The sequence below is a fragment of the Pseudomonas sp. URIL14HWK12:I5 genome (assembly GCF_900176445.1).
In the GTDB taxonomy this organism is placed as follows: Bacteria; Pseudomonadota; Gammaproteobacteria; order Pseudomonadales; family Pseudomonadaceae; genus Aquipseudomonas; species Aquipseudomonas monteilii.
Window position 1 is genome coordinate 598,723 of sequence record NZ_FWXQ01000001.1, and the last position, 18,655, is coordinate 617,377.

Sequence of the window (18,655 nt, forward strand, 5' to 3'; positions counted from 1 at the left end):
TGAATAAGGCTTTAGTCTATGACCAAAGCCTTAATCATTTCTTAAGCAGACTTTGCCAAAAGATTTCAGCGCGGCAGCTTGAGGTTGTTCCAGATCGCCAGGCTCGGTTCGGCCTGGTTCAAGGTGTAGAAGTGCAGGCCCGGTGCGCCACCTTGCAGCAGCTGTTCGCACATGCGGGTGATCACTTCTTCGCCGAAGGCCTGGATGCTGGCGGTGTCGTCGGCATAGGCTTCCAGCTGCTTGCGGATCCAGCGCGGGATCTCGGCGCCACAGGCGTCGGAGAAACGGGCCAGCTTGCTGTAGTTGGTGATTGGCATGATGCCAGGCACCACCGGGATGTCCACGCCCAGCTTCTGTGCGCGCTCGACGAAGTAGAAGTAGCTGTCGGCGTTGAAGAAGTACTGGGTGATGGCGCTGTCGGCACCGGCCTTGACCTTGTGCACGAAGTTGGCCAGGTCGGCCTCGAAGTTGCGCGCCTGCGGGTGCATCTCAGGGTAGGCGGCCACTTCCAGGTGGAAGTGATCAGCTGTTTCCTGGCGGATGAACTCGACCAGGTCGCTGGCGTAGCGCAGTTCGCCACTGGCCATGCCCATGCCCGACGGCAGGTCGCCACGCAGGGCGACGATGCGCTTGATGCCGGCGGCCTTGTATTCGGCCAGCAGGGCGCGCAGGTCGTCCTTGGAGTCGCCCACGCACGACAGGTGCGGCGCGGCAGGTACCTTCACTTCGCTTTCCAGCTGCAGCACGGTGTTCAGCGTGCGGTCGCGGGTGGAGCCGCCGGCGCCGTAGGTGCAGGAGAAGAAGTCCGGGTTGTAGCTTGCCAGCTGGCGGGCGACGCCCATCAGCTTTTCGTGACCGGCGTCGGTCTTGGTGGGGAAGAACTCGAAACTGTAGCGGCGTTCTTGTGACATCACTCGTTCCTCAAGCAGCCTGCTTCACGCGGCAGGCTGCAAGTAAAAGCCAGGGCGGTGTGGGCCGGCCTGGCTTGGGCATCGTTGCGAAGCGTTGCCTACGAACGCTTAGTAGCGGTAGGCGTGCGGCTTGAACGGGCCTTCGACGGTCACACCGATGTAGTCGGCTTGTTGCTGAGTCAGCTTGGTGACCACACCGCCGAAGCCGCGAACCATTTCCAGGGCCACTTCTTCGTCGAGTTTCTTCGGCAGCACTTCTACGGTCAGGCGCTCGGCCTTCTTCTCGGCCGACAGGTCGGCGAACTTCTGCTTGAACAGGAAGATCTGGGCCAGTACCTGGTTGGCGAACGAACCGTCCATGATGCGGCTTGGGTGGCCAGTGGCGTTACCCAGGTTGACCAGGCGGCCTTCGGCCAGCAGGATCAGGTAGTCGTCGTTCTGTGGGTCGAAGCTGCCAGCGCCGGTACGGTGGATCTTGTGTACCTGCGGCTTGACCTCTTCCCAGGCCCAGTTCTTGCGCATGAACGCGGTGTCGATTTCGTTATCGAAGTGGCCGATGTTGCAGACCACGGCACGCTTCTTCAGGGCCTTGAGCATGTTGGCGTCGCAGACGTTGACGTTACCAGTGGTGGTGACGATCAGGTCGATCTTGCCCAGCAGGGCCTTGTCGATGCTGGCTTCGGTGCCGTTGTTGATGCCATCGATGAACGGCGAGACCAGCTCGAAGCCGTCCATGCAGGCCTGCATGGCGCAGATCGGGTCAACTTCGGTGACCTTCACGATCATGCCTTCCTGGCGCAGGGACTGGGCCGAGCCCTTGCCCACGTCACCGTAGCCGATCACCAGGGCTTGCTTGCCCGACAGCAGGTGGTCGGTGCCGCGCTTGATGGCGTCGTTCAGGCTGTGACGGCAGCCGTACTTGTTGTCGTTCTTGCTCTTGGTGACCGAGTCGTTGACGTTGATGGCCGGCACCTTCAGCTCGCCCTTGGCCAGCATGTCCAGCAGGCGGTGTACGCCGGTGGTGGTCTCTTCGGTCACGCCGTGTACGCGGTCCAGTACCTGTGGGTACTTCTTGTGCAGCAGCTCGGTCAGGTCGCCACCGTCGTCGAGGACCATGTTGGCGTCCCATGGCTGGCCATCTTTCAGGATGGTCTGCTCCAGGCACCACTCGTACTCTTCTTCGGTTTCACCTTTCCAGGCGAATACCGGAATGCCAGCGGCGGCGATGGACGCGGCGGCCTGGTCTTGAGTGGAGAAGATGTTGCAGGACGACCAGCGCACTTCGGCACCCAGGGCTACCAGGGTTTCGATCAGCACGGCGGTCTGGATGGTCATGTGGATGCAGCCCAGGATTTTCGCACCCTTGAGCGGCTGCTCGGCCAGGTACTTGCGACGCAGGCCCATCAGCGCAGGCATTTCCGATTCGGCAATGATGGTTTCGCGACGGCCCCAGGCGGCCAGGGAGATGTCGGCGACTTTGTAATCGGTAAAACCAGCAGGCATGTTTGCAGCGCTCATGAGAGCCTCCATTCGTAGTGTGCGAATGGGCGCCGTTGTGCGTTAAGCGCCCGCAAGAGCGAGCAACGCCCCATCCGAGCCTGACAGGCCTAGCCTGCTGCAGCGCCCCTCGGACAGGTGGCGGGCATGGCACCGCTGTGGGCAACCATGTGAAGCGGCGCAGATTATAGCCGCCCCCGCCCGCTTGCCCAAGGTTTTCTGTCGATTAATCGCGACGATAGTCGATGTTCAATGGAGCGATGGCGGCCGCTCTGCCATCATTGCTCTACGTTAGCCAAGCAGGTCAGGAGTACAGATGAACTTTCACACCCGCAAGTGGGTTAAACCCGAAGACCTCAACCCCAATGGCACCCTGTTCGGTGGCAGCCTGTTGCGCTGGATCGACGAAGAGGCGGCGATCTACGCCATCGTCCAGCTGGGCAACCAGCGCGTGGTAACCAAGTACATTTCGGAAATCAACTTCGTCAGCGCTTCGCGCCAAGGCGACATCATCGAGCTGGGCATCACCGCCACCGAGTTTGGTCGTACCTCGATCACGCTCAAGTGCGAAGTGCGCAACAAGATCAGCCGCAAGGCCATCCTCACGGTCGACAAGATGGTCTTCGTCAACCTGGGTGAAGACGGCCTGCCGGCGCCGCATGGGCGTACCGAGATCAAGTACATCCAGGACCAGTTCCCGGATTCTGCGGTGGAATGACGATTCCGGGGGCCGCAAAGCGGCCCCAGAATCTCAAGGCTGGGCGCTGACCTTGCGCACCACCCGCCCGATGCTCAACCCCTGCACCAGAATCGACGACAGCACCACGATGTAGGTGATCGACAGCAGCAGGTCACGCTCCTCGCCCAGCGGCAACGACAGCGCCAGGGCCACCGACACCCCACCCCGCAAGCCACCCCAGGTCAGCACCCGCACCGTGCCTTTCGGCACCGGGCGCCAGCGCCGCAGCAGCACAATGGCCGGGGCCACGGTCAGCAACCGCGACAGCAGCACCGCCAGCGCCAGCACGCCGCCGGCCGCCAGGTGCATCCAGTTGAACGGCAGCAGCAACAGCTCCAGGCCGATCAACGCGAACAACAAGGCGTTGAGCATGTCATCGATCAACTCCCAGAAACCGTCCATGTAGCGACGAGTCATGTCATTCATCGCCAGGTTACGCCCCAGGTTACCGATGATCAGGCCGGCCACCACCATGGCGATCGGCGCGGAGACATGCAGCTCGTAGCACATGGCCGAGCCACCAATGACCAGTGCCAGGGTCAGCATGACCTCGACCTGGTACTGCTCGACACTTTTGATCATGCGGTAGGTGGCGTAGCCGATCAGGCCGCCGAACACCACGCCACCGATGGCCTCCCGGGCGAACAGGATGGCGGTGTCGGTCATGCTCGGTGTTTCACCCAGCTGGATGATGCCCAGCAGCACGGTGAACACCACTACCGCCGTGCCATCGTTGAACAGCGACTCGCCAACGATAGTGGTTTTCAGCGGTTTGGAGGCGTTGGCGGTACGCAGCGCGCCCAGCACGGCAATCGGGTCGGTGGGGGAAATCAGCGCACCGAACAGCAGGCAGTAAATCAACGGCACCTGCCAGCCGAACAGGGCGAATACCCAGTGCGACAAGTAGCCGATAACCACGGTGGCGATCAGCACGCCCAATGTCGCCAGCAGGCCAATGGGCCAACGGTAGCTGCGCAGGTCGCTGAGGTTGACGTGCAGTGCGCCGGCAAACAGCAGGAAGGCCAGCATCCAGTGCATCAGCAGGTCGTTGAAATCGATCTGGTTCATCAAGCCTTCGACGCGTTCTTCCAGGCCCGGGAAGCCGATCAGGCTCAGGCCCTGCAGCATCAGGGAGAACAGCAATGCCGTGACCATCACGCCGATGGCGGGGGGCAGGCCGATGAAGCGGTAATTGACGTAGGTAAGAAGGGTGGTGAGGCAGATAAACGCGGCAACTAATTCAAGCATCCCGAATCCTGTAACAGTGGCTTCCAAGTCGTTACCCGAATGGCTCGGGCAGTTCTTTGATGACCTGGCGCGGGGTTCGGGACACAGGGTTTGACCGGATTCCCTTAAATCGTTCCCATGTCGGGGGCGCGGCGGCCCCCCGGAATGCCCTATATTCGAGCCCTTACAACCCTGCAAGGATAAGAAGGCGTGTTGGCAACATCCCTGGTGCTGGTCGCCGCCCTGCTGCATGCGACCTGGAATACCCTGATCAAATTCAGCGGCGAACGCCTGCTGGTAATCGCCAGCATGGACACGGTTGCACTCGCTTTCGCGGTGCTGGCCGTGGCGTTCGTCGATGTGCCGCCCGCTGAAATCTGGCCTTGGTTGATCGCTTCGGCACTCGCCGAGCAGTTGTACCGCTATTTGCTGATCCAGGCCTATCGCGTGGGCGACCTGGGGCTGGTCTATCCTCTGATGCGCGGCCTGTCACCATTGGTGGTGCTGGGGCTGACCCTGGCCTTCGCCGGGGAGTCGCTGAGCCAGCAGCAGATCATCGGCATCCTGTTGATCCCGTGTGGCATGGCCTGCCTGTTGTGGCAGGGCGGTGGTGGCGACCGGCTGCCTTGGTCGATGCTGCCGGTGGTTGCCCTGATTGGCCTGTGCATCGGCTGCTACACCTGGTTCGATGGCCAGGCGGTGCGCTTGTGGGGCAAGCCTTGGGACTACCTGGTGTGGTTGACCCTGCTCAGCGCCTGGCAATTTCCGCTGCTGGCCAGCGTGGCTCGGCGCGCGCCGTTCATGCTGTTCTGGCGAACACAATGGCGCCTGGGGCTGGCGGTGGGCTTTTGTGTATTGTTCAGCTACGCCCTGGTGCTCTGGGCCATGCATCTGGGGTCGGTGGCCGAGGCAGCTGCGTTGCGCGAGTTGAGCGTGATCCTGGTGGTGGTGCTGGGCATGCGCTACCTCAAAGAACCTTTTGGCGGGCCAAGACTCCTAGCTTGCGGGCTGGTCCTGGCAGGCATGCTGGTGATGAAGCTCTAACCCATTTTCGAACAAGGAGTCCTGAGCATGACCGTTGCCCTGTGGTGCATTTTGATCGCGCTGCTGTTGAATCCGCTGTGTGCCTTGATCGCCAAGGTGGCCAGCGGCCGCTTCGGCCTCAAGGACAACCATGATCCGCGCGCCTTCCTTGATACTTTGTCGGGTTTACCGCGGCGTGCGCATGCTGCGCAGCAGAACGGCTACGAGGCGTTTCCGGCGTTTGCCGCAGCGGTGCTGGTAGCGGACATCGTCGGCAATGCCGAGCAGGTGACGCAGGATGTGCTGGGGGTGATGTACATCACCAGCCGGCTGCTGTACATCATCTGCTATCTGGCGGATTGGGCTGCCTTGAGGTCGCTGGTGTGGTTTGCCGGGCTGGCGCTGATCGTGTCGTTCTTTGTGGTTTCCATCTGAAACAGAGTGGCCTTCTTCGCGGGCAAGCCCGCGAAGAATCCAGCGCCGATCAAGGCACTTTGGGTACTTCTGGCAGTGGCTGGCCCTTGGGCCACAGCATCCAGATCTGCCCCTGCTGCTTCATGTTCCCGGCCAGCTCGCCGGCTTGCGGCCCGGTACCCCAGAACAGGTCCGCACGCACCTCGCCAGCAATCGCCCCGCCCGTGTCCTGCGCCCCAACCGGGCGCACCACCGGCGAGCCATCCGGGCGAGTCGTGGACAGCCACAACAGGCTACCCAGCGGTATCACCTTGCGGTCGATGGCCACGCTGTAGCCGGCAGTCAGCGGCACATTCAGCGACCCGCGCGGGCCCTCGTTGCTGTCCGGGCGGGTGCTGAAGAACACGTAGCTGGGGTTGCTGGCCAGCAGTTCCGGCACGCGCTGCGGGTTGGCCTGGGCCCAGGCATGAATCGCGCCCATGCTCACCTCTTCTTTTTTCAGCTGGCCCTGTTCCACCAGCCAGCGGCCGATTGGCCGGTAGGGGTGGCCGTTCTGGTCGGCGTAGCCCAGGCGCAGTTGCCGACCGTCCTCCAGCTGGACGCGGCCGGAGCCCTGGATCTGCAGGAACTGCAGGTCCATCGGGTCGGTCAGCCAGGCCAGCACCGGCGCCTTGACGCCGTCACGGTTGATCACCTCGGCAGTGTCGTAAGGCTTGAGCACCCGGCCATCGAGGCGACCGCGCAGGCGTTTGCCCTTCAGCTCGGGGTACACGCTGGCCAGGTCGACCACGATCATGTCCTCAGGAATGCCATAAACCGCCACATGGTTGGTCGACGACTGCTTCAGGCTGCCGGGGTAGACCGGCTCGTAGTAACCGGTGATCAGGCCGTTGGCGTTGTTCTCGGCAGAGCGCAGGCCGTACACCTCCAGGTTCTGCTCCAGAAAGGTGCGCACTTGCGCGGCGCTTGCCGTGGCGCTTCCGGCCGCTTCACAGGTGGCAGCCCACACGGGGTCGCGCTTGAGCTTCTCGCAGCCGCTACGCCAGGCGTAAAAGCCGGCCAACAGGTCTTCATCGCTGACCGCCGGCAGGTCTTTCCAGGTGGCCGGGGCATAGGTGGCGATGGCGTGGGGCTCGGGCTTGGCGTTCTCGCCGCCATTGCAGCCGGCCAGCAACGCCAGTACAGGGAGTGTCCAGGCCAGATGGCGCAGGGCAGATTTCATGAGTGCATTCCTGTCATGGGCGAACATGAAGATTCACCCCTGTAATTTATGTGGCTATTGGTCTTTGGCCCTTGGGCAGCGATACTGGCCGCCCATTTGCGTAGGCCGAAGTGAGCGTGATGTTGAAGCGATTGACCGTTGTTCTGCTGGCAGCACTGGCCCTGGGCGGTTGTGACCGGGTTGACCCGAACTCGCCGCTGGGCAAGCGCAAGGTGATCTTCAAGGACATGCTCAAGACCAGCGAAGACCTGGGTGGCATGCTGCGTGGCCGGTTGCCGTTCGACGGGGTGAAGTTTGCCGAAGGTGCGCTGAAGCTGGACGGCCTTGCCCATCAACCCTGGCAGCACTTTCCTCAGGTACGCGATGGCGGCGACAGCGCCGCCCGTGCCGAGGTATGGGAGCGCCAAGCGCGTTTTCATGACCTGGCCCGGCAACTGGAGGGCGTTACCGGCGAACTGGTCGGTGTAACCCGCAGCCAGCCGCTGGATGCCGCGCAGTTGAAGGCGCCGATGGACAAGGTCGAAACGGCGTGCAAGGCCTGTCATACCGAATTCCGCAATCACTGATGGCATGGGCCGCTTCTACATCGACCGCGTTTGCTGCTGGTCTCAGCGGTCCAGGTCGTCGACTGCTTCCTGCAATTCTTTACGCGACTCGGCCAGCTTGTCCTTGCGCTTGTTGATCTTCTCGGCGTCGCCTTTCTTCTCGGCCTTCTTCAAGTCTTTTTCCCGCTGCGCCACTTCATGGCGGGCGTCGAGCACCTTCTGCTCACGTTCCTTGCGCAGGCTGGCGTCGGTGCAGTTGTCCACCCCGCGCAGGGCTTCTTCCAACCCTGCAACCTGGTCGCTGTTGCCATGGTCACGGGCGATCTTCAGCTGGTTTTCGATGGCACTGCGCTTGGCGGCGCAGCCGGTCAGGCCGGCATCCGGCTGGGCAGCCTGTGCGGTGCCTGCGGCCAGGCCAAGTGTCGCGAGCAGCAAAAGGGTCGAAATACGTTTCATGAAAAGCCTCCTGGACGGGGCGGGGCAGCAAAAGTTGGTGGAAATCCTGCCTTGGTTTTGCCCATTTAGGAACCCTTGTCGGCTTTTTCCGGAGCAATCTCAGGGTTTCCCTACAAGTAAATTGGTAAAAAATCATTGCTCGATGGGTTCGCTGCCATTCTGGAACCCGTTGATCCCTGCCAGGGCCAGCTCTGCGGCAAGGGCTTGAACCTCATTGGCAGCAAAAAACGCCGCCAGTTGCTGCCCACGCTTTTCGCCAATCCCGGCCAAGGCTTGCCATTCACGGCTGCTGCGTTTTTCCAGCCCTGGCCAGTCGCCTGCCAGTTGCAGGCTCGACGGTAGGGGTGTGCCCAGCCCGCGCAACCATTGGGCAAAAGGCCGTGAGCGGGCCGCATCGAAGCTGCTCGCCAACTGCACAGATGTCGCATCACTGATGCCTGCCACCTGGCCCAGGCGCTCGGCATCCAGATGCAACCAGTCGGCCATCGATGTCACTAGCCCGGCGTCCACCAGCCGGCGCCAGGTGCCAGGCCCGGTGCGTGGCAAGGCCAGCCCGTGTTTACCGCTGAGCCACGTCAGGCGGGCAATGAACTGCTCCTCGCAGCCCTCGCTGGCCTGCCAGCAAGTGTGGGCGTGGTACCGGTCGGGCGCCGGCGCGCTGACCGCCTGGCGTTCGACTGCGCGATGCACCACCTGCTCCAGGCGTGGGATGGTCAGGCCGGCCAGGCTGATGGCCACTTGGTCTCCGGGGCGGATGTCGAGGCTGTGCCAGCGCGCCAGTGAGCCCAGGCTCACTTGGGTAATGCGCCGGTCGTCCAGGGTGACCGGCAGCAATTGCAAAACTGGCGTGACCTTGCCGGTGCGACCGACCCGGAAGCGTACGTCACGCACTTCGGCCAAGGCCTGTGCATAGGGGTACTTCCAGGCCGCGATCCAGTAAGGCGCCTTGGCTTGCCAGCGCTCTGCCGGCGGCCGACTGCCCTGGCGCAGCACCACACCATCGGTGGCGAAAGGCAGGGCAGAGCGGTACCAGTGGTCGCGCCAATGGGCGGCCTCGTCCGTGGTGCCTATGGCGATGCTGTAGCGCAGGCTTTCCGGAAAGCCCAGTTGCGCCAGTTGCTTGAGGCGCTCAGCCTGCTGGCTGGGGCCGTGCGGCCAGTCCCAGACGAACAGGCCGATGCCGGCGCCTTGTTCAGTTGTCAGCTGTTTGCGTGCGAGCAGCCCGGCCACGGTGCCGCGGGCGTTGGCGCTGCCTGCCCGGGCTTGCACATGCTGGTCCAGGCGCAGATACAACTCACCCTGCAATTGCAGGTCGATTGCCTGAGGCAACTGCCGGGTGAGGGTGCCTAGCTGGGGAATGTGCCGGCTCCAGTCGTGCCCTTGCACGCCGTCTCCGCGACTGACCAACTGCACCAGCTGGCCTTGCCGATAGGTGAGCGAGACGGCAACACCGTCGATCTTGGGCTGCACCCATACACCGGTCTTGCCGACCAGCCAACGTGCGACGGCCTGGCGATCAGCCAGCTTGTCGATGCCGGTATGCGGTACCGCGTGAGGGATCGGGCCTCGCGCGCTGGCCAAGGGGGATGGAGCGGTGGCCAGGCCAAAGCATTGCTGCAAATGCTCCAGGCGTAGGCGGCTCTGGTCGTAAAGCGCGTCGGCCACCAGCGCAACACCTTGTCGGTGGTAGTGATCGTCCCAGCGGGCAAGTGTGGCCCGCAGTTGCGCTACTTCGGCGTCGACGTGTTGTGCAGACCAGTCGGGGCACTGCTCGGCCCGGGCCATTGGGGCCTGCTGCAACAGCAGCAGGGTAAGCAACAAAGGGTGAAGCATGGCCAGCATCCTTGCGTGGCGTGTAGGAGCCCCCAGCCTAGGCAGGTTTGCTGGTGCTTGCCGCAGCGAGATTGTCAGCCGATATGTCACAAAAAAGCCCCTGCCGATCACTCGGCAGGGGCTTTCGCCAGGCGCTGTAGGAAGCTTACAGGCCGGCAGCGTCACGCAGCGACTGGGCGCGGTCGGTGCGCTCCCAGGTGAAGGTGGTGAAGGTGTCGTCGCCGACAGTCTTCTGCTGCGGGGTGCGACCGAAGTGGCCGTAGGCAGCGGTTTCCTGGTACATCGGGTGCAGCAGGTCGAGCATGGTGGTGATCGCGTACGGACGCAGGTCGAAGCACTCGCGCACCAGCTGGATGATCTTGTCGTCGGAAACCTTGCCGGTGCCGAAGGTGTTGATCGAGATGGAGGTCGGCTGGGCCACGCCAATGGCGTACGACACCTGGATCTCGCAACGCTCTGCCAGGCCGGCGGCAACGATGTTCTTGGCCACGTAGCGGCCGGCGTAGGCGGCGGAACGGTCGACCTTGGACGGGTCCTTGCCGGAGAACGCGCCACCACCGTGGCGGGCCATGCCGCCGTAGGAGTCGACGATGATCTTGCGGCCGGTCAGGCCACAGTCACCCACCGGGCCGCCGATGATGAAGTTGCCGGTCGGGTTGATGTGGTACTGAGTGCCCTTGTGCAGCAGCTCGGCAGGCAGGGTGTGCTTGACGATCAGCTCCATCACGGCTTCTTGCAGGTCTTTCTGCGACACCTCAGGGTTGTGCTGGGTCGACAGCACCACGGCGTCGATACCGACCACCTTGCCGTTTTCGTAGCGGCAGGTGACCTGCGACTTGGCATCCGGGCGCAGCCACGGCAGCAGGCCGGATTTGCGCGCTTCGGCCTGGCGCTCGACCAGGCGGTGCGAGAAGCAGATCGGTGCCGGCATCAGCACTTCGGTTTCGTTGCTGGCATAGCCGAACATCAGGCCCTGGTCGCCAGCGCCCTGGTCTTCAGGCTTGGAGCGGTCCACGCCCTGGGCGATGTCCACCGACTGCTTGCCGATGATGTTCATCACGGCGCAGGTGGCACCGTCGAAGCCGACGTCGGAGCTGTTGTAGCCGATGTCGATGATGACTTTACGCACCAGGTCTTCCAGGTCGACCCAGGCCGAAGTGGTGACTTCGCCGGCGATGATGGCGACACCGGTCTTGACCAGGGTTTCGCAGGCCACGCGGGCGTATTTGTCCTGGGCGATGATGGCATCGAGGACAGCGTCCGAAATCTGGTCGGCGATCTTGTCCGGATGCCCTTCGGACACGGACTCGGAGGTGAAAAGGGAGTATTCGCTCATCTCGAAGGTTCCTGAAATTTACCGATGGTGTATGTCGCCAGCCGTCCGCTGGAAATGGCGGACCTGGATCTGGAAACCGTTACGCAAGCCTACGTACAGGCTGTCCCCGTGGGCGAGCCCGGCAGCGTTGGCCCAGCGGGCCAGGTCGTCCTGCTCGAAGCCAAGCCACAGGTCGCCGCAGGCTTCACGCGCCCACCCCTGGTCATGGCTGCACAGTTCGGTGACCAGCAGGCTGCCGCCTGCCTTTACCCGTTTGGCCAGCTGGCGCAAGGCCAGGGCCGGGTCGCTGAAATGGTGCAGCACCATGTTCAGCACAACGCAGTCGGCGGCCACATCCGTTGCATCCAGTGCATCTGCCAACTGCAGGTTGACGTTGTGAAGCCCTTCGCGTTGGCACACCTGGCGCGCCAGCTCAAGCATGGTCGGGCTGTTGTCCAGGGCGGTGACGTGGGCAAAGCGCCGGGCCAGGTCTGGCAGGAAGCCGCCGTCGCCGGGGCCAACCTCCAAGGCGCTGGCGGCCGGGTCGAAATTGAGTTTGTCGAGCAGTGTCAGCAGGCTTTCGCGGTATTGCGGCAGGCCGGCGATCAGGTCTTGCTGGGCGCGGAATTTCTCTTCCACACGCAGGAAGAAGTCCTGGCTGGTGGCCGCGCGGCGTTGTTGCACCTGGGCGATCCGCGCTTGCACGTCAGGCGGCAGGGCCATGTCATCCACTTCTTCAAGCAATGCCGCGTGCAGCCGGCCACCCAGGCGCAGGCCATCGGGCAGGGCGCGGCGGTAAAAGATGGCGTTGCCTTCGCGACGGGTTGCCACCAGCTCGGCCTGGGCCAGCACCTTCAGGTGGTGGCTCATGCCCGACTGGCCGATGTCGAAGATCTGCGCCAGTTCCAGCACACCGAAAGAGTCGTTGGCCAGGGCGCGCAATACGTTCAGGCGCAGCGCGTCGCCACTGGCCTTGCACAGGGCGGCCAATGCTTCGCGTTGCTCGGGGATCGATTGCGCACGGAGGTTCATGGGGCGGCAGTCTAGACAGGCATCAATGCCCTAGCAAGGCCAATATCAAAAAGTTTTGATATTGAGTGATGGGCGGGGCGGTTATCCCGGTTTTGCCCCGAATTGAAGGCCAATCACAGGAAAATCCCCCGACTGCGACCATACGTCATTGCCCCAAGCCCCCCCAGTGGGCGAAAATGGCCGCCTTTTTTCGTGACACCACCTATTCAAGCCCCCCAGGAGATCAGCGATGCCCAGCCGTCGTGAACGTGCCAACGCCATTCGTGCCCTCAGCATGGATGCCGTGCAAAAGGCCAACAGCGGCCACCCAGGTGCCCCTATGGGCATGGCGGATATCGCCGAAGTGCTTTGGCGCGACTATCTGAAGCACAACCCGAGCAACCCGAGCTTCGCTGACCGTGACCGCTTCGTGCTGTCCAACGGCCACGGCTCGATGCTGATCTACTCGCTGCTGCACCTGACCGGCTACGACGTCACCATCGATGACATCAAAGGCTTCCGTCAGCTGCACAGCCGCACCCCGGGCCACCCGGAATACGGCTACACCCCAGGCGTCGAGACCACCACCGGCCCACTGGGCCAGGGTATCGCCAACGCCGTGGGCTTCGCCCTGGCCGAAAAAGTACTGGCTGCCCAGTTCAACCGTGAAGGCCACACCATCGTCGACCACAACACCTACGTGTTCCTGGGCGATGGCTGCATGATGGAAGGTATCTCCCACGAAGTCGCCTCGCTGGCCGGCACTCTGGGCCTGAACAAGCTGATCGCCTTCTACGACGACAACGGCATCTCCATCGACGGTGAAGTGCACGGCTGGTTCACCGACAACACCCCGGCGCGCTTCGAAGCATACAACTGGCAGGTGATTCGCAACGTCGACGGCCACGATGCCGAAGAAATCAAGATGGCCATCGAGACGGCGCGCAAGAGCGACCGCCCGACCCTGATCTGCTGCAAGACCATCATCGGCTTCGGTTCGCCGAACAAGCAGGGCAAGGAAGACTGCCACGGTGCCCCGCTGGGCAACGACGAAATCGCCCTGGCCCGCAAGGAACTGAACTGGAACCACGGTCCGTTCGAAATCCCGGCCGACATCTATGCCGAGTGGGACGCCAAGGCCGCTGGTGCCAAGGCTGAAGCTGACTGGAACCAGCGTTTCGACGCCTACGCCAAGGCCTTCCCGGAACTGGCTGCCGAATTCAAGCGCCGTGACAGCGGCGAGTTGCCGGCCGACTTCAGCGAGAAGGCCCAGGCCTACATCAACGAAGTGGCCGCCAAGGGCGAAACCATTGCGAGCCGCAAGGCCAGCCAGAACGCCCTGAACGCCTTTGGCCCACTGCTGCCCGAGTTCCTGGGTGGCTCGGCTGACCTGGCAGGCTCCAACCTGACCCTGTGGAAGGGCTGCAAGGGCGTCGAAGCCAATGACGCCAGCGGCAACTACGTGTTCTACGGCGTGCGCGAGTTCGGCATGACCGCCATCATGAACGGCGTTGCCCTGCACGGTGGCCTGGTGCCTTACGGCGCGACTTTCCTGATGTTCATGGAATACGCCCGCAACGCCGTGCGCATGTCGGCACTGATGAAGCAGCGTGTGATCCACGTCTATACCCACGACTCCATCGGCCTGGGTGAAGACGGCCCGACTCACCAGCCAATCGAGCAACTGACCAGCCTGCGCAGCACGCCGAACCTGGACACCTGGCGCCCGGCCGACGCGGTGGAATCCGCCGTGTCCTGGAAAAGTGCCCTGGAGCGCAAGGACGGCCCTTCGGCACTGATCTTCTCGCGCCAGAACCTGCAGCACCAGGCACGTGACGCCCAGCAGATCGCCGACATCAGCCGTGGTGGCTACGTGCTCAAGGATTGTGCTGGCGAGCCTGAGCTGATCCTGATCGCCACCGGTTCCGAAGTGGGCCTGGCCGTTCAGGCGTTCGACAAGCTGACCGAGCAAGGCCGCAAGGTGCGCGTGGTTTCCATGCCGTGCACCAGCGTGTTCGATGCCCAGGACGCTGCCTACAAGCAGTCGGTGCTGCCGCTGGAAGTGGGTGCGCGTATCGCCATCGAAGCGGCCCACGCCGACTTCTGGTACAAGTACGTCGGCCTGGAAGGCCGTATCATCGGCATGACCACCTACGGTGAGTCGGCGCCGGCTTCGGCACTGTTCGAAGAGTTCGGCTTCACCCTGGAGAACATCCTCGGTACTGCCGAAGAGCTGCTGGAAGACTGATACAAGGAAGGCGAGGGCCTTTGGCCCTCGTTCGCGGCACAAGGCCGCTCCTACAGGGTATTGCGTACGCCGTCCCCTGTAGGAGCGGCCTTGTGCCGCGAATGGGCTGCGCAGCGGCCCCGTTCAACTGCCGGAGTTCAAGAGCTACCTATGCCCCACCTGCGTCCCTACAAAGTTGCACTCAACGGTTATGGCCGTATCGGCCGCTGTGTCCTGCGCGCGCTGTTCGAGCGGGGGGCGAAGGCCGGTTTCGAGATCGTCGCGCTGAACGACCTGGCCGATCAGGCCAGCCTGGAGTACCTGACTCGCTTCGACTCCACCCACGGGCGTTTCCCCGGTGAGGTGAAGGTCGATGGCGATTGTCTGCATATCAATGGCGACTGCGTGAAGGTAATGCGCAGTGCTACCCCTGAAGGCATCGACTGGGCAGCGCTCGGCATCGATCTGGTGCTGGAATGCTCCGGCGCCTACAACACCCGCGCCGATGGCCAGCGTTTCCTCGACGCCGGTGCGCCCCGGGTACTGTTCTCGCAGCCCATGGCCAGCGAAGCCGACGTAGACGCCACGGTGGTCTACGGCATCAACCAGGCCTGCCTGACCGGCAGCGAGCGCCTGGTGTCCAACGCCTCGTGTACCACCAACTGCGGTGTGCCGCTGTTGCGTGTGCTGGACCAGGCGTTCGGCATCGAATACGTGCAGATCACCACCATTCACTCGGCGATGAACGACCAGCCGGTGATCGACGCCTACCACCACGAAGACCTGCGCCGCACGCGTTCGGCCTTCCAGTCGGTGATCCCGGTGTCCACTGGTCTGGCGCGTGGCATCGAGCGCCTGCTGCCGGAACTTGCCGGGCGAATCCAGGCCAAAGCGGTACGCGTGCCCACCGTCAACGTCTCGTGCCTGGACATCACCCTGCAGACCGCCCGCGACACCAGCGCGGCCGAGGTCAACCGGGTATTGCGCGAGGCGGCACTGGAAGGCCCGCTCAAAGGCTTGCTGGCCTACACCGAACTGCCGCACGCCAGCTGTGATTTCAACCATGACCCGCATTCGGCGATCGTCGATGCCAGCCAGACCCGTGTTTCCGGCCCCCGCCTGGTGAACTTGCTGGCCTGGTTCGACAACGAATGGGGTTTTGCCAACCGAATGCTCGACGTTGCCGAACACTTTCTGCACGTCGTTCACCCAACCCGCAACAAACAGCCCTGAAGGACTGCATTCATGACCGTGTTGAAGATGACCGACCTCGACCTGCAAGGTAAACGCGTACTGATCCGCGAAGACCTCAACGTGCCTGTCAAGGACGGTGTGGTAGCCAGCGATGCGCGTATCCTGGCAGCGCTGCCGACCATCAAGCTGGCCCTGGAAAAGGGCGCGGCGGTAATGGTCTGCTCGCACCTGGGCCGCCCGACCGAAGGCGAGTTCTCTGCCGAGAACAGCCTCAAGCCGGTTGCCGACTACCTGAGCAAGGCCCTGGGCCGCGACGTGCCGCTGGTTGCCGACTACCTGGACGGTGTCGCGGTACAGGCCGGTGACCTGGTGCTGTTCGAGAACGTGCGCTTCAACAAGGGCGAGAAAAAGAACGCTGACGAACTGGCGCAGAAGTACGCTGCCCTGTGCGACGTGTTCGTCATGGACGCGTTCGGCACCGCTCACCGCGCCGAAGGTTCGACCCATGGTGTGGCCAAGTTCGCCAAGGTCGCTGCTGCCGGCCCGCTGCTGGCTGCCGAGCTGGATGCGCTGGGCAAAGCCCTGAAGGCGCCTGCCAAGCCGATGGCGGCCATCGTTGCCGGTTCCAAGGTGTCCACCAAGCTGGACGTGCTGAACAGCCTGAGCGCCGTGTGCGACCAGCTGATCGTCGGTGGCGGCATCGCCAACACCTTCCTGGCCGCTGCTGGCCACCCGGTGGGTAAGTCGCTGTACGAGCCTGATCTGGTCGATACCGCCAAGGCCATCGCCGCCAAGGTCAGCGTGCCACTGCCAGTAGACGTGGTGGTTGCCAAGGAATTCGCCGAAACGGCCGAAGCTACCGTCAAGGCCATCGCCGACGTGGCAGCCGATGACATGATCCTGGACATCGGCCCGCAAACCGCGGCCAACTTCGCCGAGCTGCTGAAGTCGTCGAAGACCATCCTGTGGAACGGCCCGGTCGGCGTGTTCGAGTTCGACCAGTTCGGCAACGGCACCCAGGTACTGGCCAAGGCCATCGCCGACAGCGCTGCATTCTCCATCGCCGGTGGCGGTGACACCCTGGCAGCCATCGACAAATATGGCGTCAGCAAGGATATCTCCTACATTTCTACCGGTGGTGGTGCCTTCCTCGAGTTCGTCGAGGGCAAGGTCCTGCCCGCCGTGGCAATCCTGGAAGAGCGGGCCAAGGCCTGATGACGTCGGCGCTTGGCAAAGGGAGTGGCCTGATGGTCAAGCAATTGCCTGTGATGATGCTGGCCGGCCTGCTGAGCGCCTGCTCTGGCAGCCCGGCTTCCGATGCCGATCCGGCGCATTCGCCCAAGGGCGGCTGCTATCAGTCCGAATGGCAGGCCGAAACCGTGCCGGTCATCAGCAAGCGCGTGGGCCCGGAAGGCCTGGAAAAGTACGACGAAGACCACCAGCGCAAGGCGCCGGGTTGCCCTTGAGCCCGGCGTTTCGTCGGCTCAGGCAACCAAGCGACCGCTGTGTGGTCATCTAGAGGATATGTAATGAAAGCGCTTTTGGCCGCTACGGCCCTGGCGACACTGGCAGGATGCTCACTGCTGCAGCCGGCGCAACCCGCCCCGGCAGACAACTGGACCCGTTGGGTCTGCGACACCCAGGCCGAAGTGCTGTGGCGCTTCGCCGATGCACAACGCGACCAGGTCGACGTGCGCCTGGGTGGCGGCGACCAGGTCTACCGGCTCAAGTCCGAGCCGGGTGCCTCGGGTGCGCTGTACAGCGATGGCATGCTGGCCTTCCACACCAAGGGCGAAGAAGGCCTGGTGTACTGGGTGGCAACCAACGATCTGATTGGGCGGGGCTGCAAGGCACCGTGACTGGCCGGGCCGCGACGGTGGCCCACACTACTTGAACAGCAACCGCCCCTGCGGCAGGCTTGCACGAAACAAACGACGCTTGTCGGGAGAGAGATACACAATGGCACTCATTAGCATGCGCCAGATGCTGGACCACGCCGCCGAGTTCGGTTACGGCGTACCAGCTTTCAACGTCAACAACCTCGAGCAGATGCGCGCCATCATGGAAGCGGCCGACAAGACCGACTCCCCGGTGATCGTCCAGGCTTCGGCCGGTGCCCGCAAATACGCTGGCGCCCCGTTCCTGCGCCACCTGATCCTGGCGGCCATCGAAGAATTCCCGCACATCCCGGTGTGCATGCACCAGGACCACGGCACCAGCCCTGACGTCTGCCAGCGCTCGATCCAGCTGGGCTTCAGCTCGGTCATGATGGACGGCTCGCTGGGTGAAGACGGCAAGACCCCGACCGACTACGAGTACAACGTCCGCGTTACCCAGCAGACCGTTGCCATGGCACACGCCTGCGGTGTTTCGGTAGAAGGCGAGCTGGGCTGCCTGGGTTCGCTGGAAACCGGCATGGCCGGTGAAGAAGACGGCATCGGCGCCGAAGGCGTGCTGGACCACAGCCAGATGCTGACCGACCCGGAAGAGGCTGCCGACTTCGTCAAGAAGACCCAGGTCGACGCCCTGGCGATCGCCATCGGTACCAGCCACGGTGCCTACAAGTTCACCAAGCCGCCTACCGGCGACGTGCTGGCCATCGACCGCATCAAGGAAATCCACAAGCGCATCCCCAACACCCACCTGGTGATGCACGGTTCCTCCTCGGTACCGCAAGAGTGGCTGGCGATCATCAACCAGTACGGCGGCGACATCAAGGAAACCTACGGTGTACCGGTTGAAGAGATCGTCGAAGGTATCAAGTACGGCGTACGTAAGGTCAACATCGACACCGACCTGCGTCTGGCCTCTACCGGTGCCATGCGCCGCCTGATGGCGACCAACCCGAGCGAGTTCGACCCACGCAAGTTCTTCGGTGAAACCGTCAAGGCCATGCGCGACGTGTGCATCGCTCGTTACGAAGCCTTCGGCACTGCCGGCAATGCCTCGAAGATCAAGCCGATCTCCCTGGAAGGCATGTACCAGCGCTACCTGAAAGGTGAGCTGGCCGCCAAGGTCAACTGATCGACCGGCAGCATGAA

18 protein-coding genes and 1 riboswitch are annotated in these 18,655 nt (G+C 63.1%); of the genes, 10 read left to right on the plus strand and 8 right to left on the minus strand.

Translation table 11 applies throughout. From position 1 onward, the window contains the following. Positions 1-65: 65 nt before the first annotated feature. Both metF and ahcY read right to left on the minus strand, forming a co-directional pair. Entirely contained in the window at positions 66-911 is an 846-nt protein-coding gene (gene metF, locus B9A31_RS02790; RefSeq protein WP_016712399.1) for a methylenetetrahydrofolate reductase [NAD(P)H], read from the minus strand. Between the two features lie 108 nt (positions 912-1,019). After that, positions 1,020-2,429, minus strand: coding sequence for an adenosylhomocysteinase (ahcY, locus tag B9A31_RS02795; protein ID WP_019096157.1), 1,410 nt, complete (start codon positions 2,427-2,429; stop codon positions 1,020-1,022). Positions 2,430-2,449: 20 nt separating this feature from the next. Beyond that, positions 2,450-2,546: riboswitch (S-adenosyl-L-homocysteine riboswitch) on the minus strand. 178 nt (positions 2,547-2,724) lie between these two features. On the opposite strand from ahcY, the gene B9A31_RS02800 reads away from it, so the two are divergent. Next, positions 2,725-3,126, plus strand: coding sequence for an acyl-CoA thioesterase (locus tag B9A31_RS02800; protein WP_016712397.1), 402 nt, complete (start codon positions 2,725-2,727; stop codon positions 3,124-3,126). Positions 3,127-3,159: 33 nt separating this feature from the next. Here B9A31_RS02800 and B9A31_RS02805 read toward each other — a convergent pair whose 3' ends face one another. After that, the gene (locus tag B9A31_RS02805) at positions 3,160-4,395 is read right to left on the minus strand and encodes a cation:proton antiporter (protein ID WP_016712396.1); all 1,236 of its coding nucleotides are present in this window, start codon (positions 4,393-4,395) and stop codon (positions 3,160-3,162) included. Between the two features lie 189 nt (positions 4,396-4,584). On the opposite strand from B9A31_RS02805, the gene B9A31_RS02810 reads away from it, so the two are divergent. Both B9A31_RS02810 and B9A31_RS02815 read left to right on the plus strand, forming a co-directional pair. Continuing rightward, a complete protein-coding gene (locus tag B9A31_RS02810) occupies positions 4,585-5,418 on the plus strand; it encodes an EamA family transporter (protein ID WP_084296639.1) in 834 nt (277 codons plus the stop codon). 27 nt (positions 5,419-5,445) lie between these two features. After that, positions 5,446-5,832 (plus strand): MAPEG family protein, encoded by a 387-nt coding sequence (locus tag B9A31_RS02815; RefSeq protein ID WP_019096159.1) that lies wholly within the window; start codon positions 5,446-5,448, stop codon positions 5,830-5,832. A 49-nt stretch (positions 5,833-5,881) separates the two neighbouring features. Here the strand turns inward: B9A31_RS02815 and B9A31_RS02820 are convergent, their stop codons facing one another. Beyond that, entirely contained in the window at positions 5,882-7,033 is a 1,152-nt protein-coding gene (locus tag B9A31_RS02820) for a murein transglycosylase A (RefSeq protein ID WP_016712393.1), read from the minus strand. Positions 7,034-7,152: 119 nt separating this feature from the next. Between B9A31_RS02820 and B9A31_RS02825 the strand changes: the two genes are divergently transcribed. After that, positions 7,153-7,599 carry a c-type cytochrome gene (locus B9A31_RS02825; protein ID WP_084296640.1) on the plus strand — a complete coding sequence of 149 codons (447 nt, stop codon included), beginning with the start codon at positions 7,153-7,155 and terminating at the stop codon, positions 7,597-7,599. A gap of 42 nt (positions 7,600-7,641) precedes the next feature. Here the strand turns inward: B9A31_RS02825 and B9A31_RS02830 are convergent, their stop codons facing one another. The 4 genes from B9A31_RS02830 to B9A31_RS02845 form a co-directional block, all read right to left on the minus strand. Continuing rightward, the gene (locus B9A31_RS02830; RefSeq protein ID WP_016712391.1) at positions 7,642-8,034 is read right to left on the minus strand and encodes a DUF1090 domain-containing protein; all 393 of its coding nucleotides are present in this window, start codon (positions 8,032-8,034) and stop codon (positions 7,642-7,644) included. Between the two features lie 132 nt (positions 8,035-8,166). Beyond that, positions 8,167-9,867: an NAD-dependent DNA ligase LigB gene (gene ligB, locus B9A31_RS02835; protein ID WP_084296641.1), complete on the minus strand. Its 1,701-nt coding sequence runs from the start codon at positions 9,865-9,867 to the stop codon at positions 8,167-8,169. Positions 9,868-10,012: 145 nt separating this feature from the next. After that, positions 10,013-11,203 (minus strand): methionine adenosyltransferase, encoded by a 1,191-nt coding sequence (gene metK, locus B9A31_RS02840; RefSeq protein ID WP_003249375.1) that lies wholly within the window; start codon positions 11,201-11,203, stop codon positions 10,013-10,015. An 18-nt stretch (positions 11,204-11,221) separates the two neighbouring features. Then, positions 11,222-12,214 (minus strand): ArsR/SmtB family transcription factor, encoded by a 993-nt coding sequence (locus tag B9A31_RS02845; RefSeq protein WP_019097662.1) that lies wholly within the window; start codon positions 12,212-12,214, stop codon positions 11,222-11,224. Between the two features lie 229 nt (positions 12,215-12,443). On the opposite strand from B9A31_RS02845, the gene tkt reads away from it, so the two are divergent. The 6 genes from tkt (at position 12,444) to fba (ending at position 18,638) form a co-directional block, all read left to right on the plus strand. Then, positions 12,444-14,441 carry a transketolase gene (gene tkt, locus B9A31_RS02850; protein WP_019097663.1) on the plus strand — a complete coding sequence of 666 codons (1,998 nt, stop codon included), beginning with the start codon at positions 12,444-12,446 and terminating at the stop codon, positions 14,439-14,441. A gap of 150 nt (positions 14,442-14,591) precedes the next feature. After that, complete coding sequence (epd, locus tag B9A31_RS02855; RefSeq protein ID WP_012274524.1) at positions 14,592-15,653, plus strand: erythrose-4-phosphate dehydrogenase; 1,062 nt, start codon at positions 14,592-14,594, stop codon at positions 15,651-15,653. A gap of 12 nt (positions 15,654-15,665) precedes the next feature. Further along, the gene (locus tag B9A31_RS02860; protein ID WP_016712386.1) at positions 15,666-16,829 is read left to right on the plus strand and encodes a phosphoglycerate kinase; all 1,164 of its coding nucleotides are present in this window, start codon (positions 15,666-15,668) and stop codon (positions 16,827-16,829) included. Continuing rightward, the gene (locus B9A31_RS02865) at positions 16,829-17,080 is read left to right on the plus strand and encodes a hypothetical protein (RefSeq protein ID WP_019097664.1); all 252 of its coding nucleotides are present in this window, start codon (positions 16,829-16,831) and stop codon (positions 17,078-17,080) included. The genes B9A31_RS02860 and B9A31_RS02865 overlap by 1 nt, the downstream gene beginning before the upstream one ends. A 63-nt stretch (positions 17,081-17,143) precedes the next feature. Next, complete coding sequence (locus B9A31_RS02870) at positions 17,144-17,473, plus strand: MliC family protein (protein WP_016712384.1); 330 nt, start codon at positions 17,144-17,146, stop codon at positions 17,471-17,473. 100 nt (positions 17,474-17,573) lie between these two features. After that, on the plus strand, positions 17,574-18,638 hold the full coding sequence (gene fba / locus B9A31_RS02875) for a class II fructose-bisphosphate aldolase (protein ID WP_012274520.1): 1,065 nt from the start codon (positions 17,574-17,576) through the stop codon (positions 18,636-18,638). Positions 18,639-18,655 lie beyond the last annotated feature (17 nt).

Excerpts from the sequence above, each read along its gene's own strand:
- epd (WP_012274524.1), top strand. The coding sequence starts at position 14,592 with ATGCCCCACCTGCGTCCCTACAAAGTTGCACTCAACGGTTATGGCCGT.
- B9A31_RS02805 (WP_016712396.1), bottom strand. The coding sequence starts at position 4,395 with ATGCTTGAATTAGTTGCCGCGTTTATCTGCCTCACCACCCTTCTTACC.
- B9A31_RS02800 (WP_016712397.1), top strand. The coding sequence starts at position 2,725 with ATGAACTTTCACACCCGCAAGTGGGTTAAACCCGAAGACCTCAACCCC.
- metF (WP_016712399.1), bottom strand. The coding sequence starts at position 911 with ATGTCACAAGAACGCCGCTACAGTTTCGAGTTCTTCCCCACCAAGACC.
- B9A31_RS02820 (WP_016712393.1), bottom strand. The coding sequence starts at position 7,033 with ATGAAATCTGCCCTGCGCCATCTGGCCTGGACACTCCCTGTACTGGCG.
- ligB (WP_084296641.1), bottom strand. The coding sequence starts at position 9,867 with ATGCTTCACCCTTTGTTGCTTACCCTGCTGCTGTTGCAGCAGGCCCCA.
- tkt (WP_019097663.1), top strand. The coding sequence starts at position 12,444 with ATGCCCAGCCGTCGTGAACGTGCCAACGCCATTCGTGCCCTCAGCATG.
- B9A31_RS02845 (WP_019097662.1), bottom strand. The coding sequence starts at position 12,214 with ATGAACCTCCGTGCGCAATCGATCCCCGAGCAACGCGAAGCATTGGCC.
- B9A31_RS02830 (WP_016712391.1), bottom strand. The coding sequence starts at position 8,034 with ATGAAACGTATTTCGACCCTTTTGCTGCTCGCGACACTTGGCCTGGCC.
- metK (WP_003249375.1), bottom strand. The coding sequence starts at position 11,203 with ATGAGCGAATACTCCCTTTTCACCTCCGAGTCCGTGTCCGAAGGGCAT.
- B9A31_RS02815 (WP_019096159.1), top strand. The coding sequence starts at position 5,446 with ATGACCGTTGCCCTGTGGTGCATTTTGATCGCGCTGCTGTTGAATCCG.
- ahcY (WP_019096157.1), bottom strand. The coding sequence starts at position 2,429 with ATGAGCGCTGCAAACATGCCTGCTGGTTTTACCGATTACAAAGTCGCC.
- B9A31_RS02825 (WP_084296640.1), top strand. The coding sequence starts at position 7,153 with ATGTTGAAGCGATTGACCGTTGTTCTGCTGGCAGCACTGGCCCTGGGC.
- B9A31_RS02865 (WP_019097664.1), top strand. The coding sequence starts at position 16,829 with ATGACGTCGGCGCTTGGCAAAGGGAGTGGCCTGATGGTCAAGCAATTG.
- B9A31_RS02870 (WP_016712384.1), top strand. The coding sequence starts at position 17,144 with ATGAAAGCGCTTTTGGCCGCTACGGCCCTGGCGACACTGGCAGGATGC.
- fba (WP_012274520.1), top strand. The coding sequence starts at position 17,574 with ATGGCACTCATTAGCATGCGCCAGATGCTGGACCACGCCGCCGAGTTC.
- B9A31_RS02860 (WP_016712386.1), top strand. The coding sequence starts at position 15,666 with ATGACCGTGTTGAAGATGACCGACCTCGACCTGCAAGGTAAACGCGTA.